This is a genomic window from Pontixanthobacter rizhaonensis (assembly GCF_012972675.1).
Classification (GTDB): Bacteria; Pseudomonadota; Alphaproteobacteria; order Sphingomonadales; family Sphingomonadaceae; genus Pontixanthobacter; species Pontixanthobacter rizhaonensis.
This window is the reverse complement of the sequence record NZ_JABCRE010000002.1, coordinates 1,476,570-1,499,144: the sequence shown is the minus strand read 5'-3', so window position 1 is coordinate 1,499,144 and position 22,575 is coordinate 1,476,570. Positions and strand designations below refer to the sequence as shown.

21 protein-coding genes and 1 tRNA gene are annotated in these 22,575 nt (G+C 55.7%); 8 read left to right on the top strand and 14 right to left on the bottom strand.

What is annotated here, in order from left to right:
* Window positions 1-16: 16 nt before the first annotated feature.
* From HKD42_RS07160 to HKD42_RS07105, 12 genes are all read right to left on the bottom strand, one after another.
* Window positions 17-901, bottom strand: coding sequence for a LysR substrate-binding domain-containing protein (locus HKD42_RS07160; protein WP_170011708.1), 885 nt, complete (start codon window positions 899-901; stop codon window positions 17-19).
* Between the two features lie 72 nt (window positions 902-973).
* On the bottom strand, window positions 974-1,894 hold the full coding sequence (locus tag HKD42_RS07155; protein ID WP_170011706.1) for a hemolysin family protein: 921 nt from the start codon (window positions 1,892-1,894) through the stop codon (window positions 974-976).
* 32 nt (window positions 1,895-1,926) lie between these two features.
* Entirely contained in the window at window positions 1,927-2,412 is a 486-nt protein-coding gene (gene ybeY / locus HKD42_RS07150) for an rRNA maturation RNase YbeY (protein ID WP_170011704.1), read from the bottom strand.
* Window positions 2,413-2,430: 18 nt separating this feature from the next.
* Window positions 2,431-3,462 carry a PhoH family protein gene (locus HKD42_RS07145; RefSeq protein WP_170011696.1) on the bottom strand — a complete coding sequence of 344 codons (1,032 nt, stop codon included), beginning with the start codon at window positions 3,460-3,462 and terminating at the stop codon, window positions 2,431-2,433.
* Window positions 3,463-3,591: 129 nt separating this feature from the next.
* A complete protein-coding gene (gene miaB, locus HKD42_RS07140) occupies window positions 3,592-4,917 on the bottom strand; it encodes a tRNA (N6-isopentenyl adenosine(37)-C2)-methylthiotransferase MiaB (protein ID WP_170011694.1) in 1,326 nt (441 codons plus the stop codon).
* A 52-nt stretch (window positions 4,918-4,969) separates the two neighbouring features.
* Entirely contained in the window at window positions 4,970-5,845 is an 876-nt protein-coding gene (locus HKD42_RS07135; RefSeq protein ID WP_170011692.1) for a lysophospholipid acyltransferase family protein, read from the bottom strand.
* On the bottom strand, window positions 5,845-6,279 hold the full coding sequence (locus tag HKD42_RS07130) for a transcriptional repressor (RefSeq protein ID WP_170011690.1): 435 nt from the start codon (window positions 6,277-6,279) through the stop codon (window positions 5,845-5,847). Before HKD42_RS07130 ends, HKD42_RS07135 begins: the two co-directional genes overlap by 1 nt.
* 99 nt (window positions 6,280-6,378) lie before the next feature.
* Complete coding sequence (locus tag HKD42_RS07125) at window positions 6,379-6,819, bottom strand: Ros/MucR family transcriptional regulator (RefSeq protein ID WP_170011688.1); 441 nt, start codon at window positions 6,817-6,819, stop codon at window positions 6,379-6,381.
* 135 nt (window positions 6,820-6,954) lie between these two features.
* Window positions 6,955-7,413, bottom strand: a complete 459-nt coding sequence (gene rimI, locus HKD42_RS07120) for a ribosomal protein S18-alanine N-acetyltransferase (protein WP_170011686.1) — start codon at window positions 7,411-7,413, stop codon at window positions 6,955-6,957.
* A 7-nt stretch (window positions 7,414-7,420) separates the two neighbouring features.
* Window positions 7,421-8,035: a tRNA (adenosine(37)-N6)-threonylcarbamoyltransferase complex dimerization subunit type 1 TsaB gene (gene tsaB, locus HKD42_RS07115; RefSeq protein ID WP_170011684.1), complete on the bottom strand. Its 615-nt coding sequence runs from the start codon at window positions 8,033-8,035 to the stop codon at window positions 7,421-7,423.
* 12 nt (window positions 8,036-8,047) lie between these two features.
* Entirely contained in the window at window positions 8,048-8,656 is a 609-nt protein-coding gene (locus HKD42_RS07110; protein WP_170011682.1) for a malonic semialdehyde reductase, read from the bottom strand.
* Between the two features lie 17 nt (window positions 8,657-8,673).
* Window positions 8,674-9,252, bottom strand: coding sequence for a NifU family protein (locus tag HKD42_RS07105; RefSeq protein WP_170011680.1), 579 nt, complete (start codon window positions 9,250-9,252; stop codon window positions 8,674-8,676).
* Window positions 9,253-9,362: 110 nt separating this feature from the next.
* On the opposite strand from HKD42_RS07105, the gene HKD42_RS07100 reads away from it, so the two are divergent.
* From HKD42_RS07100 to HKD42_RS07070, 7 genes are all read left to right on the top strand, one after another.
* Complete coding sequence (locus tag HKD42_RS07100) at window positions 9,363-12,362, top strand: M16 family metallopeptidase (protein ID WP_170011678.1); 3,000 nt, start codon at window positions 9,363-9,365, stop codon at window positions 12,360-12,362.
* 153 nt (window positions 12,363-12,515) lie between these two features.
* Window positions 12,516-13,889 (top strand): class II 3-deoxy-7-phosphoheptulonate synthase, encoded by a 1,374-nt coding sequence (locus tag HKD42_RS07095; protein ID WP_170011676.1) that lies wholly within the window; start codon window positions 12,516-12,518, stop codon window positions 13,887-13,889.
* Window positions 13,890-13,972: 83 nt separating this feature from the next.
* Window positions 13,973-15,226, top strand: coding sequence for an ergothioneine biosynthesis protein EgtB (gene egtB / locus HKD42_RS07090; protein WP_170011674.1), 1,254 nt, complete (start codon window positions 13,973-13,975; stop codon window positions 15,224-15,226).
* Window positions 15,226-16,224: an L-histidine N(alpha)-methyltransferase gene (egtD, locus tag HKD42_RS07085; protein ID WP_170011672.1), complete on the top strand. Its 999-nt coding sequence runs from the start codon at window positions 15,226-15,228 to the stop codon at window positions 16,222-16,224. The genes egtB and egtD overlap by 1 nt, the downstream gene beginning before the upstream one ends.
* Before the next feature lies 1 nt (window position 16,225).
* Window positions 16,226-17,185 (top strand): NAD(P)/FAD-dependent oxidoreductase, encoded by a 960-nt coding sequence (locus HKD42_RS07080; protein ID WP_170011670.1) that lies wholly within the window; start codon window positions 16,226-16,228, stop codon window positions 17,183-17,185.
* A 21-nt stretch (window positions 17,186-17,206) separates the two neighbouring features.
* Window positions 17,207-17,932: a retropepsin-like aspartic protease family protein gene (locus tag HKD42_RS07075; protein WP_246236782.1), complete on the top strand. Its 726-nt coding sequence runs from the start codon at window positions 17,207-17,209 to the stop codon at window positions 17,930-17,932.
* 57 nt (window positions 17,933-17,989) lie between these two features.
* Window positions 17,990-18,898 carry a DUF1499 domain-containing protein gene (locus tag HKD42_RS07070; protein ID WP_170011668.1) on the top strand — a complete coding sequence of 303 codons (909 nt, stop codon included), beginning with the start codon at window positions 17,990-17,992 and terminating at the stop codon, window positions 18,896-18,898.
* A 161-nt stretch (window positions 18,899-19,059) separates the two neighbouring features.
* Here the strand turns inward: HKD42_RS07070 and HKD42_RS07065 are convergent.
* Window positions 19,060-19,134: transfer RNA gene (locus tag HKD42_RS07065), tRNA-Gln, on the bottom strand.
* Between the two features lie 133 nt (window positions 19,135-19,267).
* Window positions 19,268-20,116, bottom strand: coding sequence for a glutathione-dependent disulfide-bond oxidoreductase (gene yghU / locus HKD42_RS07060; protein ID WP_170011666.1), 849 nt, complete (start codon window positions 20,114-20,116; stop codon window positions 19,268-19,270).
* A 133-nt stretch (window positions 20,117-20,249) separates the two neighbouring features.
* On the opposite strand from yghU, the gene HKD42_RS07055 reads away from it, so the two are divergent.
* Window positions 20,250-22,559, top strand: a complete 2,310-nt coding sequence (locus HKD42_RS07055; protein WP_170011664.1) for an NAD(+) synthase — start codon at window positions 20,250-20,252, stop codon at window positions 22,557-22,559.
* The last annotated feature ends 16 nt before the right edge of the window (window positions 22,560-22,575 follow it).

Below are 22,575 nucleotides of genomic sequence, written 5' to 3'. Positions count from 1 at the left end.
CTAGCCAACTGGTCGCTTACAGACCCGCGCCAACCAGCCAATCGTGGAACAAACGAACCGGCCGGCTTTCCAGTGCCTGCGGCTTGCATACGAACCAATAGCTATACGGGCTTTCAACCTCTTTCTCGAACAGATGGGCCAAACGGCTGTCTGCCGCACGCCGCATGTGATCATCGTGCATGATCGCGATGCCAAGCCCTTGAGCTGCTGCTTCCAGCATCAATTGTCCGGAATCGTAATGGTCGATAGCTGCGGGCTCCATTTTCTCCAAGCCCAACGCTTGCTTCCATGCCTCGAAACTGGCGGGAAGCTCGTTATGGATGAGAAAAGTCTGTTTCGAGAGCGCGTCCATATCCGGTTCGCTGCCCAGCGCTTTGGCTGTCTCGCGGCTACAAATTGCGTGAACCCGGTTATAATCAAGACGGATCGCATGAAAGGCGGTGTCCGGGCCGCGGGACAGGATAATGGCCGCATCCAGAGTATCTCCGACGCGGTCTTCCAGATGGGGCCCGGTATCAATATCGATATGCAGCAAAGGGTGGCGCTTGCGCAGTTCACCCAAATGCGGAAACAGCCGCTGGCTGCCGAAAAGCGGCAAGACGCCTAAGCGCAAGCGCAGCAGTGACAGGTTTTCAGACTGGTTTTCGATCGCCATTGCCAACGCATCCAAATGCGGGGCAATGGCTTCGTGAAAGGCTTGGCCTTCATCGGTTAAGCTCATTGCCTGTTTGGCGCGCGTGAACAGTTTTTTGCCGGTGAACTCTTCCAAATTGGCAATTCTGCGCGACAAAGCGGATGGGCTTAGAGCAAGCTCTTCGGCTGCTGCACGAGCAGAACCGAGGCGCACAGTGCGCATAAATGCTTCTAACGCGCGTAGCGGCGGTAACCGTCTGATAGGCATCACACTCTCCTCACGTCTCTCAACGCGCAATTATGCGATTGGTTGCAAAAAATCGAACCGATTATTTCGGATTTATGGAATGCTTACGTTTTCCACTTCCACAGGCGGGTGCAGCCGCATCCGTTTCACATGGGTTTCATCAGCAGCGGTGATTTCTATCTGCCATCCGCTGGGATGGGTAACGATGGCCCCCACCTGCGGAACCTGTTCAGCCAGTACGAAGGCAAGCCCGCCAAGTGTATCCACCGATTCTTCCACCTCTGCCAGGCGTGGATCGACTGTCTCCGCGATATCTTCAAGCTCTGCACGTGCATCGCAATCCCACATTCCGTCGCCAATCGGGGAAATCAGCTCTTCGGGAACGTCGTCATGCTCATCCTCGATTTCGCCGACGATTTCTTCGACCAGATCCTCGATCGTGATCACGCCATCAGTGCCGGAAAACTCGTCGACCACAATTGCCAGATGAACCCGCCGCGCGCGCATATCGGCCAATACGTCCAGCGCGCCGCGCGATTGCGGCACGTAGATCGGTTGGCGCATCAATGTGGTCCAATCCTTGGGCGGTTTGGCTTTGGTGGCGAGGAAAGGGAACACATCCTTGATGTGGATCATGCCAATCACATGGTCGAGCTGGTCGCGGTATACAGGCATCCGCGAATGCCCATTATCGGAGAAGCTGGCGATCAAATCAGTCCATGTGGCATCCGCAGAAACAGCGACAATCTCGCCGCGCGGAATCGCTACATCATCGGCATCATGCTCGCTGAAATGGAGCAGGTTGCGCAGCATTTGCCGCTCAACGCCCGATAGATCACCGTTGTTGGGTGCCAGAGCATCGTCAGAGGGGTTCTCGTCCTCATGCTCGTCGATCACGTCTTCAAGTTGCTCACGCAGAGAGCGATCGCCTTCCGCGCCGAAAAACTTCTTTATAGCGGGCCATAGCCCGCCCCTACTGTCCGGTTCTCCGGCGGAATTATCGATGTCGGGCATGGCCCTTCGTGGGTACTCCTAAGCGTGGAATGTTAATCTCGATCCCCATATGGGTCTGCAATCCCCATAGACGCAAGAGCCGCAATCTCCAAAGCTTCCATTGCATCGGCATCTTTAGGGGATGTTTCATGATCGTAGCCGGCCAGATGCAGCAGCCCGTGGATGATCAAATGTGCCGCGTGATGTTCCAGCGGGCTCGACTTTTCCTCCGCCTCGCGCGCGCAGGTTTCGTAAGCCAGCGCTAGGTCACCCAGCATTTCTGGTGGGCCTTCCGGGGCGAGTCCGAGTAGATATTCACGCGATAACATGGGGAAAGACAGGACGTTGGTCGGCTTGTCTTTGCCGCGCCATTCGCGGTTTAGAGTGTGCACTTCTGCGTCATTGGTGAAAAGCAAGCTAACAGACAAGCGGCTGAGGGCCATTTCCGGCGCAACCAAAGCGGCTGCATCTGCGGCTTTTAACCCCAAATCACCCCAATCTTGTTCTGGCCAATGTTCAACATCAATCTCGATATCCATCAGGATGTCCGTTGGCCGTTATGCATTCGGCCCCTCATACGCTTCGACGATTCTCCCGACAATCGGGTGCCGGACAACATCAGCAACGCTGAAACGGGTGGTGCCAATACCTTCAACCCCTTCCAAACGGCCAACCGCATCGGCAAGGCCGCTCATTCGGTCACCGCCGGGAATATCGACCTGCTTTGGATCGCCGCACACGACCATGCGGCTGTTCTGGCCGAAGCGCGTGAGGAACATTTTCATCTGTTCCTTCGTGGTGTTTTGCGCCTCGTCCAAAATCACAAAAGCATCTGCCAAGGTGCGGCCGCGCATGAATGCAATCGGGGCTATCTCAATCTCGCCGCTAGCGATCCTGCGTTCGACCTGTTCGGGCGGCATACAGTCAAACAAAGCATCATAGAGCGGGCGCAGATACGGATCGACTTTGTCCTTCATATCGCCGGGTAGAAAGCCCAGTTTTTCACCAGCTTCCACCGCTGGCCGCGACAGGATCAGTCGCTGCACGCTGCCTGTAATGAGCTGGCTGACGGCTTGCGCCACCGCGACATAGGTCTTGCCGGTACCGGCTGGACCCAGCGCAAAGATAACGTCTTCCCGTGCCAATTGCCGCATATAGGTTGCTTGCATCTTGGATCGGGGAACGATTGTTTTGCGGCGAGTGCGGATCATGATCGGCGGTCCGTTCTTATCCGCGTTTACGATCCCTTCAAGAACAGGTTCGTTGGACATTGCAATCACCGATTCAATCGCGCCGCTATCCAAATCTTGACCCTCTGCAAGCCGGTCATACAGGGACTGCAACACTTCGCGCGCCCGTGCGACGCTATCTTCTGGCCCCTCCAAATGCAGAGTATCACCGCGCGCTGAGATAAATACGCCTAGTCTGTTTTCGATTTGCACCAGATTGGCATCAAACTGCCCGAATAAGGGGACCAGCAGCGACTGGTTCTCAAAATTCATGTCGACCTGCGCCCGGCGAATTTCCCGCTGCGGTGAGGGAGGTGTGGAGAGTGCCGGGTCAGCGGCCTTAGTGGGTTTTCTTCCCATGCGTTTTAGCGATTACCTTTCATTGCTGATTCGGAATGTAAGGCCGCTGGCGAGACTGGCAAGCGATTGCCATTACTCAATGTGGGGAAAGTCACTCACCTGTCATGTAAATGGCACGGATGTTTCAACTTAGACCAAGCGTCCACCAAGAGACTGTTGCCCTGCTTGGATCAATTCTGCGGTGACTAGATCACCGATTTGCACATCGCCGGTGAAGTGAACCGATTGCAACCATGGTGATTTGCCCAGCCATTGCCCGTCCATCTTACCTTTGCGTTCGACCAGCACTTCGCAGGTTTTACCAACGCTTGCGTCATTAAAGGCCTGCTGATCGCGGCGGAGCGAGGCTTGCAGCCGTTGCAAGCGTTCATCCATCACTTCGAGCGGGACTTGGTTATCCATCGTCGCGGCTGGCGTGCCCGGGCGGGGCGAATATTTGAAGCTATAGGCCTGCGAATAACGCACTTCGTCGACGATTTTCAAAGTGTCTTCAAACTCGGCGTCAGTCTCCCCCGGGAAGCCGACAATGAAGTCGCCCGACAAAGCCAGATCGGGCCGCGCAGCACGGAACCGCTCCAGCAGGCGCAGGTAACTCTCTGCCGTATGGCTGCGGTTCATTGCCTTCAGAATGCGGTCATTGCCGCTTTGGACAGGCAAATGCAGATAGGGCATCAGCTTGGTAATCTCGCCATGCGTCTCTATCAGCTCGTCATCCATATCGGCTGGATGACTGGTTGTGTACCGGATGCGGGCAAGCTCAGGGATATTCGCAATCTCGCGAATAAGGCCAGCCATGCCCAGCTTGCGGCCTTTGCCATCTTCACCAGTCCACGCACTGACATTTTGCCCTAGCAGGGTGATTTCTTTGGCACCCGCTTCGACCAGCAATTTCGCTTCATCCACCAGCGCCGCATAAGGGCGCGAGATTTCCGCACCGCGCGTATAAGGCACAACGCAGTAGGTACAGAACTTATCGCAGCCTTCCTGAATAGTCAGGAAGGCTGATGGCGCTGATTTGCGGCGCTGCGGCAATGCGGCAAACTTCGCATCGGCTGGCATATCGGTATCGGTAGAGCGTTTGCCGGACACAGCATCATCAATCATCGCGGGCAAGCGGTGATAGGCTTGCGGGCCGACAACCATCGAAACCGATGGCGCGCGGGCCATAATCTCTTCGCCCTCTGCCTGAGCGACGCAGCCAGCCACTGCGATCATCGGGGCTTTCTTCTGCGTTTTACCCTTGGTCAGCCGGCCAATGTCGGAATAGACTTTCTCTGCTGCCTTTTCGCGAATGTGGCAGGTATTGAGCACCACCAGATCGGCATCTTCGCCTTCTGGCGCTTCTGTGATGCCTTTTTCAGCCAACATTTCGCCCATGCGTTCGCCATCATAGACATTCATCTGACAGCCAAAGCTTTTGACACGGTAGGTCTTGGGGGGAGGTGTTTGTTTCATCGCCGCGCCCATACGGACTTACGGCTCATCTCGCAATGGCGGACAGGCGGGATTAGTCTTGCACTTCCCGTTCTAGATCATGCTTTGGTGCGGCATATCGTATGGGCAGCACATCATGCTTGAAGTCGCGTAGCGGCTTGTCCAGTGATGCCAGCAAAGCACCCTCTATTGCCTCTCTCGCCCGGGCGCCGATGGCTTTGCGGCCGCGGAATTCTTCGGGGCTGAAGGGTTCGAGGAAGTGGAGCCTCAGCTCGAAACTGCCCTTACGCCCAAGCACGCGTTTGGCGTTGTTGATGCCGCTTTCCTCACCGACCCAGCCGAGTTCTTCGCCCACAGCCGTGCCGTAATCAATCAGGACGGGCTGAACCATCACACCGGGCGGTGGTGGCTCTAACACGCTGAGCATAGATGTTTTGAAGGGCAGTAAAGACTGGCCATCGGTCGTTGTGCCTTCGGGGAATACCGTGACTGACCAATTATCAGCCAGAGCTTCCCGCAGCAGGTTGATCTGGTTGGCCACGCCCAAACGGTTTTCGCGCTTTACAAACACTGTCCGGTTCAGGCGGCACAGCCAACTGATGACGGGCACTTCGCTCAACTCGGCTTTGGCAACGAACGCTGTTCCGCTGGCCCCCGCTAGTGAGAGAATGTCCAGCCAAGAGACATGGTTCGCGATAAAGAACACATCACGCCGCAGCGGGGTGCCAATTTTCCGTACTTTGGCGCCTGCTATCCATCCCGCATAGCGCAGAAAAAGCATGGGGAAGGGGGAGCCATATTTGAAAATACGGTAGAGATAATGGAGCGGCACAAATAGCAGCAGCAGGCCAATCAGTCCCAGCGTCCGCATTGTGAAGCGAAACCATCCGCGGATCGAAAGCGGGGTGCTTTCCCCGCGTTCGGCTGCATCACGAAGGGCCTGATCCATTAGGCAGCGTTATCCTTCTCACGCCCGATTTTGACGCCGTATAATTCCATCCTGTGATCGACCAGGCGATAGCCCAGCTTTTCTGCAATCACTTTTTGCAAGGCTTCCAATTCCGGATCCACGAATTCCACCACATCGCCGCTTTCCACATCAATCAGGTGATCGTGATGGGCTTCGGGTGCGGCCTCATACCGGGCGCGGCCATCACCGAAATCATGGCGATCAAGAATGCCGGCTTCTTCGAACAGGCGCACTGTGCGGTACACGGTCGCAATCGAGATCTTGGGATCAATGGCCGATGCCCGTTCATGCAGCAGTTCTACATCCGGGTGATCATCGCTTTCCGACAAGACGCGGGCGATTACGCGGCGCTGCTCGGTAATTCGCAAGCCGCGTTCCGCACATAGCTGTTCTAAGTCGATACGTTGGTTCACATTATTCCCCAATTGAAAAACGCCCCAGACCTATAGAGGGCTAGGGCGTTCTTCTCAAGCGCGATGGCTTCAACAATCCGCCGCGCATTTTTCTGATGGTTATGCCGTTTTCTTGCGGCGACCCCGTTTTTGGCCCGGTTTCCGGCCAAGGCCGATTTTCTTGGCCAGTTCGCGGCGCTTTTCCGCATAGTTTGGTGCGACCATTGGATAGTCGGCTGGCAAGCTCCAGCGCGCGCGGTATTGTTCCGGCGTCATATCATAATTGGTGCGCAAGTACCGCTTGAGCATCTTTAGTTTCGCGCCATCTTCAAGACAAACGATGTAATCTGGCTTGATCGAAGCGCGGATTGAAACTGCTGGCTCCGGCAATTCTTCAACAGGGTCCTCATCCTGTCCAAGAGACGCCAAAGCACCGTAAACATTTGAAATTAGCGTCGGTACGTCGTCTACCTCAACATCATTATTGCTGACATGTGCAGCAACAATATCTGATGTGAGCGTAATAAGCGTTTCCGCCATATCATTCTCAAAATTATCCATGATTGTCCTCATCAGTGTGCGACCACTTTTACGACCCGTTTTACACGGCTCGTCTGCCATTGGCGGAATTATTCTTGCAGGGCAAGTATGCGCATTTAAATTCAAAATGAATGCTCGTTACACCCAGCACATTTACTATAGCAGTGTTTTCGCAAATGTGATTGCGTCGATACGGCTACCATTAGCGCTGGTATAGTAGTCTTTACGGCGGCCGATCGCTTCGAACCCAAGTCTTTCGTATAGTGAACGCGCTGTATTATTATCGCGCATTTCCAGAAAGATACGCTCTGCGCCCCTGGTTATGGCGCTTTGGAAACATTGGCGCAGCAACGCGCTGCCAATACCTTTAGACCGGTGGGCTGGGTCGACCGCAATCAGAAGCACTTCTTCTTCTCCGGCGACATATTTCGTCAGCGCAAAACCAGCGGCTTTATCACCAACAGGGGGACAGTTACCGCCAGCATCGATCAAGCTATATTGGGTGTGCGGCATCGATAGAGAATCCGACAATTGCCGGCGATTCCATGCTTCGCCCCATACCGGATCGAAACTGGCTTCCATCAGGGTCATGATCGTGTCGATATCGTCGTTCATAAGCGGGTTACTTAGGAAGCTTGGCATCAGGCGCACGGCCATAGAGCGGCGAAATATCGTCGCTGAACAATTCGCGGGGAATAGAGAGTACTTTGCGAGCATCAGCCGTAGTCACGATGGCGGTGCCTGAGCCGCGCAATTCGGTGAATGCTTCCGATTGCGTTCCAACCACTAACTCGGTTTGAAACGCAGCCACAGCCTCTTTTGGTATCAATGCGGCATGGTCAGCGACCGGCAAGCCATCTTTGCCAAATTCCTGAATGAACCATTCGCCATGCCCGCCGGTCATACAGGCGAGGGCCGGAACATCCCCCTTTTCAGCACGGGCGAGGGCCGCGACCAAGGCCAGTGTTGGATAGGCTTTGATGGCCGCACCCCATGCAAATGCCAGCGCACGTGCTGTGGCAATGCCAATTCTGACACCGGTAAAGCTGCCCGGACCGCGCGATACCAGAATATCATCTGCCTGCCCTTTTTCAGGCAAAGCCGCGATCATCGGAACAAGGCGTTCCGCATGGCCGCGGCCCAGAACTTTGTGGTCAAACGCGATCAGCCGATGTTCTTCAAACAGCGCCACAGAACAGGCCTCTGTCGCGCAATCAATGGCCAGCGTACGGGGCAAGTGAACCGGCCTTTAAACTACGGAATTGAATGTATCGAAATCAGGACGCGGGCTGCGATCAAAGATCGATTCCGGATCGCCATATCCGATAGAGCATATGAAGTTGGCTTTGACAGTCGGTGTGTCTGCAAAAAAGGCGGCGTTCACAGCGTCTGTATCATAACCTGACATAGCACCGCAATCGAGCCCAACCGCGCGTGCGGCAAGCATGAGATAAGCACCTTGCAGCGCTGAATTGCGGAATGCGCCTTCTTTCCGCCCTTCGACATCACCTTCAAACCAGCTCTTCGCGTCGGCGTGGGGGAATAACCACGGCAGTTCCTCGTGAAAGTCGATATCGAAACCGATGATCACGGTGACCGGTGCTGCCTGGACTTTATCCTTGTTCCCTTCTGCTACACAATCGACCAGCTTGGCTTTGGCCTCAGGCGATTGCACCCAAACAAAACGGGCGGGCTGCATATTGGCAGAGGTAGGCGCCATTTTCAGCAGATCATATATCTGGTGAATCTGCCCTTCGGACACTTCTTTGCCGAGCCAGCCATTATATGTGCGTGCTTCGCGGAACAGTTGGTCAAGCGCATCGCTGCCCAGAACGGCGTCGTGAAATTGTTTAGTCATGGTAACCTCAGATATATTTACGCAGCGCGAACTTCCGATACTTCGGGCACATAATGTTTCAACAGCCCTTCAATGCCGTGCTTGAGCGTTGCGGTTGAGGAGGGGCAGCCTGCACAGGCGCCTTGTAGCGTTAGATACACGATTCCATCCTTGAACCCGCGATAGGCAATGTCGCCTCCATCACCAGCCACGGCTGGTCGGATGCGAGTTTCCAGCAGTTCGTGGATTTGCGCCACGACATCTGCGTTCTCCGGATCATCTTCGACCACCATTGTGTCTTCTGCCGGAACAGAGATGCCAGATGCATCACCGCCGACAAACAACGGAGCTTCGGAAATGAAATGGTCGAGCAGGATCGAGACAACTTGCGGCTTGAGCGCCGACCAATCGACACCGGGCGCTGCCGTAACCGAAATGAAATCACCGCCGAAGAATACCAATGTCACTTCACCAGTATCAAAAATCGCTTGCGCAAGCGGTGATGCCTCGGCTGCTTCAGGCGAAGTAAATTCGCGTGTGCCCGATGGCATGACTTGCTGGCCCGGCAGGAATTTAAGGCTGGCGGGGTTCGGTGTGGTTTCTGTCTCTATAAACATGCCGCTGATGTAGGTCGTAAGGCGCCGTGCCACAAGGTCCGAATGAAGCGGCTGAATTAGTTGTGCTCCATTCACTATCGCTTCATCAGTTGATGGCTTATATGCTGACTATGATCAAAATTTCCCGTGCCGTACGGCCGTTTGTTTGTGTTCTTCCTGCTCTGCTTCTTGCGGGCCCTATTCAAGCGCGTACCCCCGTTATCCAGCCTCCGGCACTAGACTATCCCAACGGTGGGGACATTGTGCTGCCGGTGGCGGCGCAAACCGGTGACGAGACTCCGTGGATTTATGAAGGCAGCGATGTCCCCCGGGACGAGGAATGGCTGTTTGGCAAAATGGATAATGGCCTGCGCTATGCGGTGCGGGAAAACGGCGTTCCGCCGGATCAGGTGTCCATCCGTATCCGGCTGGATGTAGGGTCGCTGCACGAAGAAGATAGCGAGCAAGGGTTTGCCCACTTGATGGAGCATCTCAGTTTTCGCGAAAGCAAATATTTGAAAGCCGGGGAGGCGATCACTCGCTGGCAGGAACTCGGCGCGACTTTCGGCAGTGATACCAATGCCGAAACCAGCCCCACCCATACGGTTTATAAATTGGACCTGCCCAATGCGACGCCTGCGGCTTTGGAAGAAAGTTTCAAATTGCTGTCGGGAATGATGCGGGAGCCGGTTTTATCGGACCAAACCCTTGCCGCTGAAATACCCATCGTCTTGGCGGAGAAGCGTGAGCGGGGCGGTGCGGCGCAGCGTGTTGCTGAGAAATCCCGCCAAATATTGTTCACCGGCCAGCGGCTAGCGAACCGGTTGCCTATCGGTACAGAGGCAACGCTGAAAGGTGCTACAGGGCCCGCAATGCAAGCGTTCCATGACCGTTGGTACCGCCCTGAAAATGCCGTGGTCGTGGTTGCCGGCGATACCGACGCGATAACTTTGGCGCTGCTGGTCGAGAAGTATTTTGGTGATTGGCAGGGCAAGGGCCCTTTGACACCGGAACCGAATTTTGGTGATCCTGTTGCTCCGGCCGGGGCAGACGCTGCCAACCCAGTCGGTGAAGTGGCAGTCATTGTGGAACCAGATCTGCCCCGCAGCATGACCTATGCGATTATGCGTCCGTGGCGCCCTGTCCAAGACACCATCGTTTATAATGAAGGCTTGCTAATCGATACGCTTAGCCAAGCGATCATCAATCGCAGATTGGAATCGCGCGCCCGGTCTGGTGGATCATTCTTATACGCCCAAGTGAGCCAAGATGATGTCAGCCGATCCACCGATGCGACATTCGTTTCGGTCGGTCCGCTAGACAATGACTGGCAGTCAGCCCTGAGGGATGTGCGCGGCGTTATTGCCGATGCCTTGGCAACCCCGCCGACTATGGAAGAGATCAACCGCGAAGTGGCTGAATTCGATTCCATTTTTGTCAGTCAGTTGGAGCAAGCGGATGTGCAAGCCGGCAGCGCTTTGGCGGATAATGTCATTCAGGCTGTCGATATTCGGGAGGCCATTGCAGCGCCGGACACGGTCCTTAAAGTGTTTCGCGGGATGAAGGCGAAGATCACGCCAGAAGCTGTGCTGAAACACACGCGGGCTTTGTTCAAAGGCGACGTTATTCGCGGAACCTATCTAACCCCGCAGTCAGGTGAGGCGGATGAGGGCAGTCTAAGGGCTGCCTTGCTGGCGCCAGCAGAAGCAGACGGATCGGCCCGGCTGGCTGCAAAGTCGATTTCTTTCGATGAACTGCCGCCCATTGGTGAGCCGGGAACGATCGTTTCCCGTGCTTCCTTGGGCGTTACAGGCATTCCGGAAATTGAACGGATAGAGTTTGCCAATGGTGCGCGTGCTTTGATCTGGTCCCACTCCGCCGAACGCGGCCGGGTATCGGTCAAAATGCGCTTCGGTTCTGGATATCGCGGTTTCGGGCAAAATGACGCAGCGTATATCAGCCTTGCTGAAATGGCGTTGATTGGTTCTGGTTTGGGCGATCTGGGTCAGGAAGAATTGGACCGCATTTCAACCGGTCGAGTGCTCGGCTTTGATTTCGGTATCGGAGATGGTAATTTCACCTTCGGGGCGACCACGCGCAATGCGGATTTGGCCGATCAGCTCTATCTGTTTGCGGGTAAGCTCGCCATGCCGCGCTGGGATGTCAATCCGGTGAACCGGGCAAAGGCGGCGCAGCGGCTTGCCTATGAAAGCTATGCCACCAGCCCGGGCGGCGTTTTGGGCCGTGATCTGGAATATATTTTGCGCAATAATGATGAGCGTTTCAGCACGCCAACGCCTGAAGAACTTGCGGCTGCAACGCCCGAAGGCTTCCGCGCAGTGTGGGAACCTTTATTAAAACAAGGTGATGTCGAAGTGATCATCTTCGGTGATTTCGACAAAGAACAGGCGGTGGAGGCATTGCGCAAAACTGTTGGCGCTTTGCCGCCGCGCGATCCGATCCCGGCTGACGTTGCAGCAAGAATTCCTTCCTTCCCACAAGGCAGCTCAGCGGTAAAAGTTCTGACACATCGCGGCGATGCAAACCAAGCCGCGGCGGTGATTGCTTGGCCCAGCGGCGGCGGTGTCGCCGGGCTGCCCGAATCCCGTCAGCTGGATATTTTGGTCGATGTCTTCAACAACCGTTTGATTGATGCGATGCGCGAGCGGGCAGGGGCCAGCTATGCGCCCAATGTCGGTTCACGCTGGCCAGTGGAGATCAATGGCGGTGGCCGGGTGACAGCAATTGCTCAACTGCGCCCGCAAGATGTACCAGTGTTTTACGCGGCAGCTGAAGCTATCGCGCAAGACTTGGTGATTAACCCGCCGACTGCGGAAGAATTGCAGCGCGTGACAGAGCCATTGCGGCAACTGATCAATCGTGCGTCGACCGGTAACCAGTTTTGGGTTGGGCAATTGGAAGGGTCGAGCAGCGATCCCCGCCGGATCAGAATGGTGCGGTCACTATTGTCGGATTATACCCAGACGTCGGCTGCTGCGATGCAGTTTTTGGCCAAACGGTATTTCACCGCCGACGGGGCTTACCGGATCGCAATCATCCCTGAAGGGCAGAAATTGGCATCCGAAACGGGCAGCTCTGCCAACCGGGCTGCGGAAATTATCGGCCGCTAACTTCTGCTCCGTCGATGGGTAAGCACCGGTTTGACTGCAAAGCGGCGCTTCATGCACGCCAAAGTTTCTTACGCTTGCGCGTCCAATTGCTTTGCTATTGGACAGTAGGCCGCCTATTTCGGCGCAAAATTAGTAGTGAAAGACAGGTACACAGTGGCACAGAACTGGACTCCCGATAGCTGGAAAGCACACGAAGCACGGCATTTGCCGCGCTATGATGATGCCAATGCATTGGCAGCGGCAGAAACCACTTTGTCTAATTATCCGCCCTTGGTCTTTGCTGGTGAGGCGCGCGCGCTTAAATCAGACTTGGCTGATGTGGCAGAGGGTAAGGCGTTCTTGCTGCAGGGCGGCGATTGCGCTGAAAGCTTTGCAGAATTTCACCCGAACAACATTCGCGATACGTTCCGCGTGCTGCTGCAAATGGCAGTTGTGTTGACCTATGCTGGCAAAGTGCCAGTGGTCAAAGTGGGCCGGATGGCCGGGCAATTTGCCAAACCGCGCAGCAGCGATACTGAAACAAAAGACGGCGTTACACTGCCGAGCTATTTCGGTGATAATGTCAACGGGATCGAATTTGATCCGGCCCAGCGGAAGAACGATCCGGAACGGATGGTCCGTGCCTATTCGCAGGCTGCCTCCACACTGAATTTGCTGCGTGCCTTTGCCGGCGGCGGATATGCCAATCTGCGCCAAGTCCATAATTGGACATTGGACTTTATGGGGCGCAGCCCGTGGGCAGATAAGTTTGCGCAGACAGCCGACCGGATTGGTGAAGCGTTGGACTTTATGGAAGCGTGCGGTGTTGATCCTGAAACGGTTCCGCAATTGCAACGGACCAGCTTCTACACCAGTCACGAGGCATTGCTGCTACCGTATGAGCAGAGCCTGACACGGCAGGATTCCCTGACCGGCGATTGGTACGATACCAGCGCGCATATGGTGTGGATCGGCGACCGTACCCGCTTTGAAGGCAGCGCGCATATCGAATTCGCGCGCGGCATCGGCAATCCGCTGGGCATGAAATGTGGCCCGTCGATGGAGCCGGACGTTTTGCTCAAGCTACTCGATACGCTGAACCCGAACCGCGAGGCAGGCCGGATTACTCTGATCAGCCGCTTTGGCCATGACAAGGTAGAGGCTGGCTTGCCCAAATTGCTGCGGGCCGTGAAGGCAGAAGGCCATCCGGTGATCTGGTCTTGCGACCCAATGCACGGCAATGTCGTGAAGTCGGATAGCGGGTACAAGACCCGTCCGTTTGACCGTATTCTGACCGAAGTGAAGGGCTTCTTTGCAGCGCACCGTGCAGAAGGTACGCATGCTGGGGGCATTCATATCGAGATGACCGGCCAAGACGTCACTGAATGCGTTGGCGGTGCTGTTGGTATTGCAGATGAGCGTCTTGGTGATCGCTATCACACGCACTGCGATCCGCGCCTCAATGCCGCGCAGTCTTTGGAGCTTGCGTTCTTGCTGGCGGAGATGATGACGACAGAAGCAGGGGCCACGCAGGCCAACGCTGCTTAAGCGCAATTATCAGTAAGTAGCCCTTTCATATGTCACGCTAATCCGCCACTATACGGATAGACCGCGGCGACAGAAAGAGTGCATTGCCACAAGTGAATACAGCCCGAAAACGGCAAATCGGTACGCGTTTGGCGGACCGGTTCCGTGAAACACGCGCATTGACAGCGGCACTGGTAGAACCTCTATCAGAAGCTGATGCGACGCTGCAATCGATGGAGGATGCCTCACCCGCCAAATGGCATTTGGGGCATACTAACTGGTTTTTTGAAACCTTTTTGCTGCGTGATCATGTGGCTGGATACAGGTTGCACAATGATCGCTGGCCGTTCCTGTTTAATTCCTATTACGAAGCTGAGGGCAAGCGGATCGGGCGGTTCTCACGTGGAATGCTGTCCCGTCCAGCGGTGGCGGAAATCCGCGAATGGCGCAGCGCGGTGGACGACGCGATGGAGCCTTTACTAGACGATCCGCGATTTACCGATCTGATAGAACTGGGCATCGCGCATGAACAGCAGCATCAGGAATTGTTGCTGACCGATATCAAGCACGCGCTGTTCCAGAACCCGCTTGGCCCGGCCATGTTTGATCGCTGCGGTGTATTCGCCTGCGGGTATCAGGACAATGAACTATCCTATGTCCATCAGGGCGGCAGTGTGCTGATCGGCCATGATGGGGCCGGCTTTGCCTATGACAATGAAGGGCCGCAGCATCAGGTGGTTTTGACCCCGTTTGAATTGGCCCGGCGACTGATAAATAATGCGCAGTGGCAAGAATTTATCGACGATGGCGGATATCGTAATCCGGCATTGTGGCTATCCGATGGATGGGCGTGGGTGCAGCAAAATGCCATAACCGCGCCGCTCTATTGGCACGATGATGAGGGGCAGCATGAGCAATTCAGCCATTATGGCTGGGTCAAGCGGGAGCCCAGTCAGCCGGTCACACATATCTCCTATTATGAAGCTGACGCTTTTGCGACATGGGCAGGTGCCCGCCTGCCGACCGAGTTTGAATGGGAAGTTATAGCGCGGGAGCAGAATACCTCGCCAACCAGCAATCAGTTTGATGGTACCGATCATTTGCTGCCCGAAGGTCATGCCAATCTGTTTGGTGATTGCTGGCAATTTACCCGCAGCGCCTATCTGCCATATCCGCGCTACAAACCTGCTGAGGGTGCGATTGGTGAATATAATGGCAAATTTATGAGCGGGCAGGTTGTGCTGCGCGGGGCCAGTTGCGCGACGCCGCGCGGCCATTCGCGGCCTTCCTATCGCAATTTCTTCCACCCGCATCAGCGGTGGCAATTTACCGGGCTCAGGCTCGCCAAGGATATTTGATGAGCACGAGCAGCACGGCACGACAAGGGTTGGAATTGGTTGACCGGGATGAGAGCGGCGTTGACCGCGCCTTTCGGGCAGACGTTTTAAAAGGCCTGTCTCAAGAACAAAAAGCCATCCCTGCGCGGTGGCTGTATGATGACGCAGGTTCGCAGCTGTTTGAGGATATCACGAAGCTTCCGGAATATTATCCGACCCGCTCCGAAACAGAGATTTTGCAGGATCATGGCGAAGAATTTGCCGCGGCAATTGCGCCGGGCTGCGCGGTGGTAGAGTTCGGCTCCGGCAGCTCGGTCAAAACGCCGCTGCTGCTATCGGCGATTGCGCCCGCTGCCTATGTTCCGCTCGATATTTCAGGCGATTTCCTGCGGGCATCGGCCAAGCAACTCTCGGCCAAGTTTCCGGGGCTGCCGGTGCACCCCGTAGAAGCTGACTTCATGCGCAAGGTCAGCTTGCCGGACCAAGTCACTGATTTACCGAAGCTCGGCTTTTTTCCTGGATCAACGATCGGCAATATGGTGGCGCGGACATCGGTCGATTTACTGCGGACAATGCGTGACACTTTGGGGGACAAGGCGCAGCTGTTGATCGGCATGGATCTGATCAAGGATGCTGCCGTCCTGACCGCCGCTTATGACGATGCGGCGGGTGTCACTGGGGAGTTCAACCTTAACCTTGCGCGGCGGATAAACCGTGAATTGGATGCGACCATTCCCGTTGATCAGCTGCGCCATGTTGCATTGTGGAATGATGACTTCGCCCGGATCGAAATGCACTGCGAAGCATTGGACGATATAGAATTCACAGTCGCGGGTCAGCAATTTGCAATGGCCAAGGGGGACACCATCCATACCGAAAACAGCCATAAGTTTGACCGGCGCAGCGCGAATACTCTGCTGCTCGCAGGGGGGTGGACCCCGATGCAGCGCTGGACCGATAGCCAAAGGCGTTTTTCATTGATTCTGGCAGAAGCCAGCATCGTGCGAAGTGCGCCTTGATATGACGGATCAGGGCGGTGTTTGTATCGGGATAGTCGGCGCTGGAATGGCAGGGCTGGCTTGCGCGACAGAGCTCAATAAACAGGGCATTCCGACGGTGTTGTTCGACAAAGGGCGTGGGCCCGGCGGACGGATGGCAACCCGGCGCGCAGAGCATGATGGCGAAATGCTGTTCTTTGACCACGGCGCCCAATATTTCACTGCGCACGATTCCACCTTCACTGCCACTATTGGCAAATGGCTGGCGAGGGGCGTGGTCGCGAATTGGCCAGCGGCGGGAGAGAACGCCTATGTCGGTATTCCGGGCATGAACGGGCCGCTTAAACATATGGCCAAATCCCTCGATGTTCGGTGGGGTACACGGATCACTCAGGTTCGTTCCGAGAATGCCGGTTGGTTGCTCGAGCATGACGGCGGGGCGGAGAAGGTTTCGCACTGTGTATGCGCCATTCCGGCTGAACAAACGGCTGATTTGTTAAGCGATGTCATGCCGGATATGGCACGATTTGCTGATGGGGTGGTATCGGATCCGTGCTGGACCGTGATGGCGGCGTTTGATCGGACGCTACCGATTGATACAGATACGATCTGGGCACCCAAGGCTGACGTGTCATGGGCGTCGCGTAACAGCGCAAAGCCTGATCGGTCCGGTCCTGAAAGCTGGGTTATACAGGCTTCGGCTGTTTATTCCCGCGAGCATTTGGAAGATGATGCAGCAGTGGCTGCGCCCAAATTACTGGCGCGGTTCTTTGAAGAGGCCGGCATAACGGCGGTCACGCCAACATATCTGACCGCCCATCGTTGGCGCTATTCTATGCCGCGACCCAATGCGACACCGCGCGTATTGTGGGACGAGAAGCGGCGTATCGGCGCGGCGGGCGACTGGTTGGTCAAGCCCAAAGTTGAAGGGGCCTGGCTGTCTGGCCGGGCAATGGCTGAGGCGGTCGTTGCGGCCCTTTAGCGGCTATTTTCGGTCCCGTTCATGGACCAGCAGCCATGCGGCCCCTATATGACATCCATGGAAGTACCCGGCAACTTGGCTGATCTGTGGCAGACAAGCAGCGCGCTGATTGAAGCGGTGCCGCGATCTGGCCTGTTGGTCGCCACCGTTGCTGCAGTATTGATGGGCTGGCTTGGTTCCATCATGGCCCGTCGAGAAATCCCGCTTGGCGGTTTGATCCGGACCACCAGCACGATTGCGCTTGCGGGAATATTGGTCACGGTCGTGCTGCAAATGTCGCGCTTTGACCCGCGATTGGATTTTGCATTGGAAGGCGTCGGCCTGCCTGACCAAGTGGTTGAAGGCGGTGAAACGCGCATCCCGCTGGCGCCAGACGGGCATTACTGGCTGGAAGCCAACGTAAATGGCACGCCGGTAGATTTCATGATTGATACTGGCGCAACGCTGACGGCAGTCTCCATGCCTGTGGCAGAGCGTGCCGGGCTGGAACCGCGGCGCGGCGGCATCCCGATTACGCTCAACACCGCGAACGGGACAATCACGGCAGAGGTTACGACAATTGATGAATTGCGGTTCGGCAATGTCGCGGCGCGCGGCCTTGATGCCGTCATGGCACCTAATCTGGGTGATACCAATGTCATCGGCATGAACTTGCTATCGCGTTTGAAAGGATGGCGGGTGGAAGACAGCACATTGATCCTCACGCCCAATAACCCGCAACCTGTGCTGGAACAGACTGCTGATTAGATACTGCGCGTTGCGTTGCTCTTGCGACGGATGGCTTGGTGGTGCATCACGCGCCGCATGAACATTCTTAGAAAAACGCCGCGTCTCGCGCTGGCTCTCGCCATTATTTTCGTTATCTGGCTCGCCATTGCCATGTTCGGTGCCAAATTTGGCCTGATCGACAAGCTGTTTGCCTTTGGCACCATGACAATTGGCTGGGGGCTGATTGCAGCCGGTATTATCGGCGTTCTTGCGCTAATCGGCATTGTCGTATCGCTGGTTATGAAGCCGCGCAGCGGTTTTCTGTCGGCGCTGTTGGCCTTGATTGTCCCGCTTGCCTTCTTTGGCGGTTTGGCGGGGTTGCAAAGCACTGCGGCTAAATTCCCGTTTATCTATGACATCACCACCAACACTGATGATGCCCCTGCCTATTCAGCCGACTTGCTAAAGGCGCGCGCTGATGCAGGTGCTAATCCAATGATCGATTTTGCCGCGCCGCTTGGCCAGCAGGATATGTGGAAAGGCAATGCGGAACTGGCTGATGTGACCGCCGCAACTTTGATTGCAGAGGGTTATCCCGATCTTGAGACGCTGTATGTCCAGCATAGTCCTGAAGACGTGCTGGCAGCAGTTAAGGGCGCAATGGAAATGCGCGGCTTCTCTGGCGTTGTGGCAGATGAGGATGCCGGTACCGTAGAAGGCACAGCAACCGTGTTCTGGTACGGTTTCCAGGATGACATCGTAGCCCGTATCCGCGCGGTAGAAGGCGGCGTAAATGTTGATTTCCGATCCACTTCGCGCGTCGGCACCAGCGATTTGGGCGTCAACGCAGAACGGATCGCAGACCTCAGCAAAGCGGTCGAGGACCGGCTCGCGGAGGATTATCCCCGTGACGCTGCTGTTGAAGAGCCTGCCGATGATGATGCGGATGAGGCAGATGCTGCCGAAGCCGGATCAGATAGTGATCCTGGCGCCGTATCCGAATAGGCCGGGGATCGTTCCTCAAATCTATGAAAGAAAACAGCTCGGTGACAGGGATCAAACCTGCGCCACCCGAACGGCGCTGTCATTTTCGATAAGAAAATGGCTGGGGCGGCAGGGATCGAACCTGCGCCACCCGAACGGCGCTGTCATTTTCGATAAGAAAATGGCTGGGGCGGCAGGGATCGAACCTGCGAATGCCGCTACCAAAAAGCGGTGCCTTACCACTTGGCGACGCCCCAGCAGCCTGACCATACTATAACAGAATCTGTCAAAGCGTTGTCAGGGACGGCCCATATAGCGCGCCAATCTGGGAAGGGAAGGGGGCAATCGTATCAAATTGCCCCACTTCGTGAATTTAGGCCCGTTTACGCCTTACGACTTGGGAAAATCATCGGCTGAATGGCGGTTGGGAACGTTGGTTCCTTCTTCACCCCAGGTCCGGTTGACCATTTTGGCGCGTTTTACGGCTGGGCGATTCATCACTTCGGATGCCCACCGATTCACCGCTTCATATTCATCAATCGACAGGAACGTCTTCGCATCGTTGTAAATCTCGCCAGTGGTAAAGGGGGCGAGCCACGGGGCGGCAGCCATGTCAGCAATCGTGTAGTCGTCACCGGCCAGAAACCGCGTTTCCTTCAACCGGTTGTTAGCCACATCGAACAAGCGTTTGGTTTCCATCGAATAGCGGTTGATGGCGTATTCGTATTTCTCCGGCGCATAGGCGTAGAAGTGGCCGAAACCGCCACCGATAAAGGGGGCGCTACCGACTTGCCAAAACAGCCAGCTAAGTGTTTCGGCGCGTGCTGCTGCATCTGTTGGAAGAAATTTGCCGAACTTTTCGGCCATGTGCATCAGAATGGCGCCGCTTTCAAAGACGCGGATCGGTGATGAGGCAGAAAAATCGACCATCGCCGGAATTTTAGAGTTCGGATTGATGTCGACAAAACCGCTGGTGAACTGCGCGCCTTCACCGATATTGATGATCCATGCGTCATATTCAGCATCGGAATGCCCCGCTTCTAGCAGTTCTTCAAAGATGATGTTGGCTTTCACTCCATTGGGCGTCGCCAAGGAATAGAGTTGGTGCGGGTGCTTACCTTTAGGCAATTCCTCTTCCCGTTGAGCGCCAGCCGTTGGGCGGTTGATCGCGGCAAAGCGGCCCCCGCTTTCGCTATCATATGTCCATATTGCGGGCGGGGTGTATGTCGGATCTGCCATCGGAATTCTCCTGCATCGTGTTCTTGTATGTTCGATAGGTGGAGCGCACGGGTTACGAGAACAAGCAAAGATCGGATTGCTTGCCTAGAAGCAGCCCTTGCCTTTCGGTATCCTTTTGGGATACTTGTTCGATATGCATAGTGCAGGTCAAAAAATACGATTGTGGCGGGAGGCCCATTCTCCGCCGCTCAATGCCGAAGAATTCGGGGCGCAATATGGCGCGCCAAAACCATGGCCGAGCCGCACGGTCTATGGCTGGGAAGTGAAGGGCAAGATTGCCCGCGCTGCCGTGCAAACGCGCTTGTCCCAGCTTGGTATTTGCGAACCAGCCGATTGGCTTGCCCCTGCTGACACTACGACCCTTCCTGAAAGCCCGACCCACATGATCAACGATACTTCCGATTTCTACAACGCGCACGCGCACGGCTTTGTCAGGATCGCGACCAGCACACCGCAGGTACGCACTGCGGATGTGGCGTTTAATCGTGATGCCATTTTGGCAGAGGCCAAGCGGGCCCATGATGCCCGGGTTGATCTGGTGGTATATCCGGAGCTGTGCGTTTCATCTTACGCCATTGATGATCTGCATTTGCAGGCGGCGTTGCTGGATGCGGTAGAAACAGCAATCGGGGCGATCGTGAGTGCGTCGGCTAAGTTGGCACCGATGCTGATGATCGGCGCGCCGCTGCGGCGGAATGGAAAAATATTCAATTGTGCCTTGGTAATTGCGGGCGGCAAATTGCTGGGCGTGATCCCCAAAAGCTTCCTTCCCAATTACCGAGAATATTACGAGAAACGCTGGTTTGCGCATGGTCGCAGTGTGCAGGGGCAGGACATTACTGTGGCCGGATTGACCGCTCCGTTCGGGACCGATCTGATTTTTGCCGCGTCAAACTTGCCCGGGTTCAAAGTCTTTGCCGAGATTTGCGAGGATTACTGGAGCCCCAATCCGCCATCGACTTTGGGCGCTTTGGCAGGGGCGACAATCCTTGCCAATCTGTCGGCATCCAACGTCACGATCGGTAAGTCTGATGAACGGCATATGCTGGCGCGCGCGCAATCGAGCCGCGCCATCGCTGCCTATGCCTATTCCGCCAGCGGGCATGGTGAAAGCACCACCGACCTCGCGTGGGACGGGCAGGGCATGATCTATGAATTGGGTGATTTGTTGGCGGAAAGCGAGCGGTTCAGCTTGGACGCGCAGCTCAGCATAGCGGATGTGGATTGCGACCGGATAGTTTCGGAACGGATGCGCAATCAGACATTCAACGACGCTGCGGAGGCGGAGGATTGCCCGGAAAACTGGTTCCGTACCATTAGTTTTGAGCACAAATCAGTTGGCGGCGATATCGGCTTGCACCGCCCGATCCGGCGCTTCCCCTTTGTGCCCAATCGCGCCAACAAGCTGGACGAGGATTGCTACGAGGCGTTCAATATTCAGATCGACGGTTTGATGCGGCGGATAACCGCCACCAAAGCCAAAAGCATCGTAATCGGCATTTCTGGCGGGCTGGACAGCACCCATGCGCTGATTGTTGCTGCGAAGACGTGTGACCGGCTTGGGCTGGACCGGAAGATGATCAAAGGTTTCACCATGCCGGGCTTTGGCACATCCGATTACACCAAAAGCAATGCGTGGAAACTGATGGAGGCGATGGGCATATCGGCCGAGGAGATTGATATTGTTCCGGCGGCGACCAAAATGCTGGAAGATATCGGCCATCCCTTTGCAGATGGGCAGCCGGAATATGATGTGACGTTCGAGAATGTTCAGGCGGGCCTGCGCACAGATTATCTGTTCCGCCTTTCAGGGCAGCATAGTGGCTTTGTACTGGGCACAGGTGATCTGTCTGAACTGGCTCTGGGTTGGTGTACCTATGGCGTGGGTGACCAGATGAGCCATTACGGCGTTAATGCTGGCGTACCCAAAACACTGATCCAGTATCTGATCCGATGGTCGATCCAAACCAGCCAGTTTGATGCAGCCACCGATGATGTCCTGCAAGCGATCCTCGATACGGAAATCAGCCCGGAATTGGTCCCTGCCGATGAACAGGGCGGGATGCAAAGCACAGAAAGCAAGATCGGCCCGTATGAGCTGAACGATTTCTTCCTGCATCATATCATCCGCTGGGGGCAGCGGCCCAGCAAAGTCGCGTTTTTGGCTTATCACGCTTGGAAAGATGCGGGCGAAGGTCTGTGGCCAGCGGATTTTCCTGAAGCGAAGAAAAACCAATATGATCTGGCCACCATTCGTATGTGGCTGGAGAAGTTTTTGTGGCGGTTCTTCCAGTTCAGCCAGTTTAAGCGCAGCGCCTTGCCCAATGGTCCCAAAGTCAGCGCTGGCGGGGCATTATCGCCGCGCGGCGATTGGCGCGCACCGAGCGATGCAGTGGCCGATGTGTGGTTGGAAGAGCTTAGCAGCAAAGTACCGGAAAACTGACGCTCCCCGGCACTTC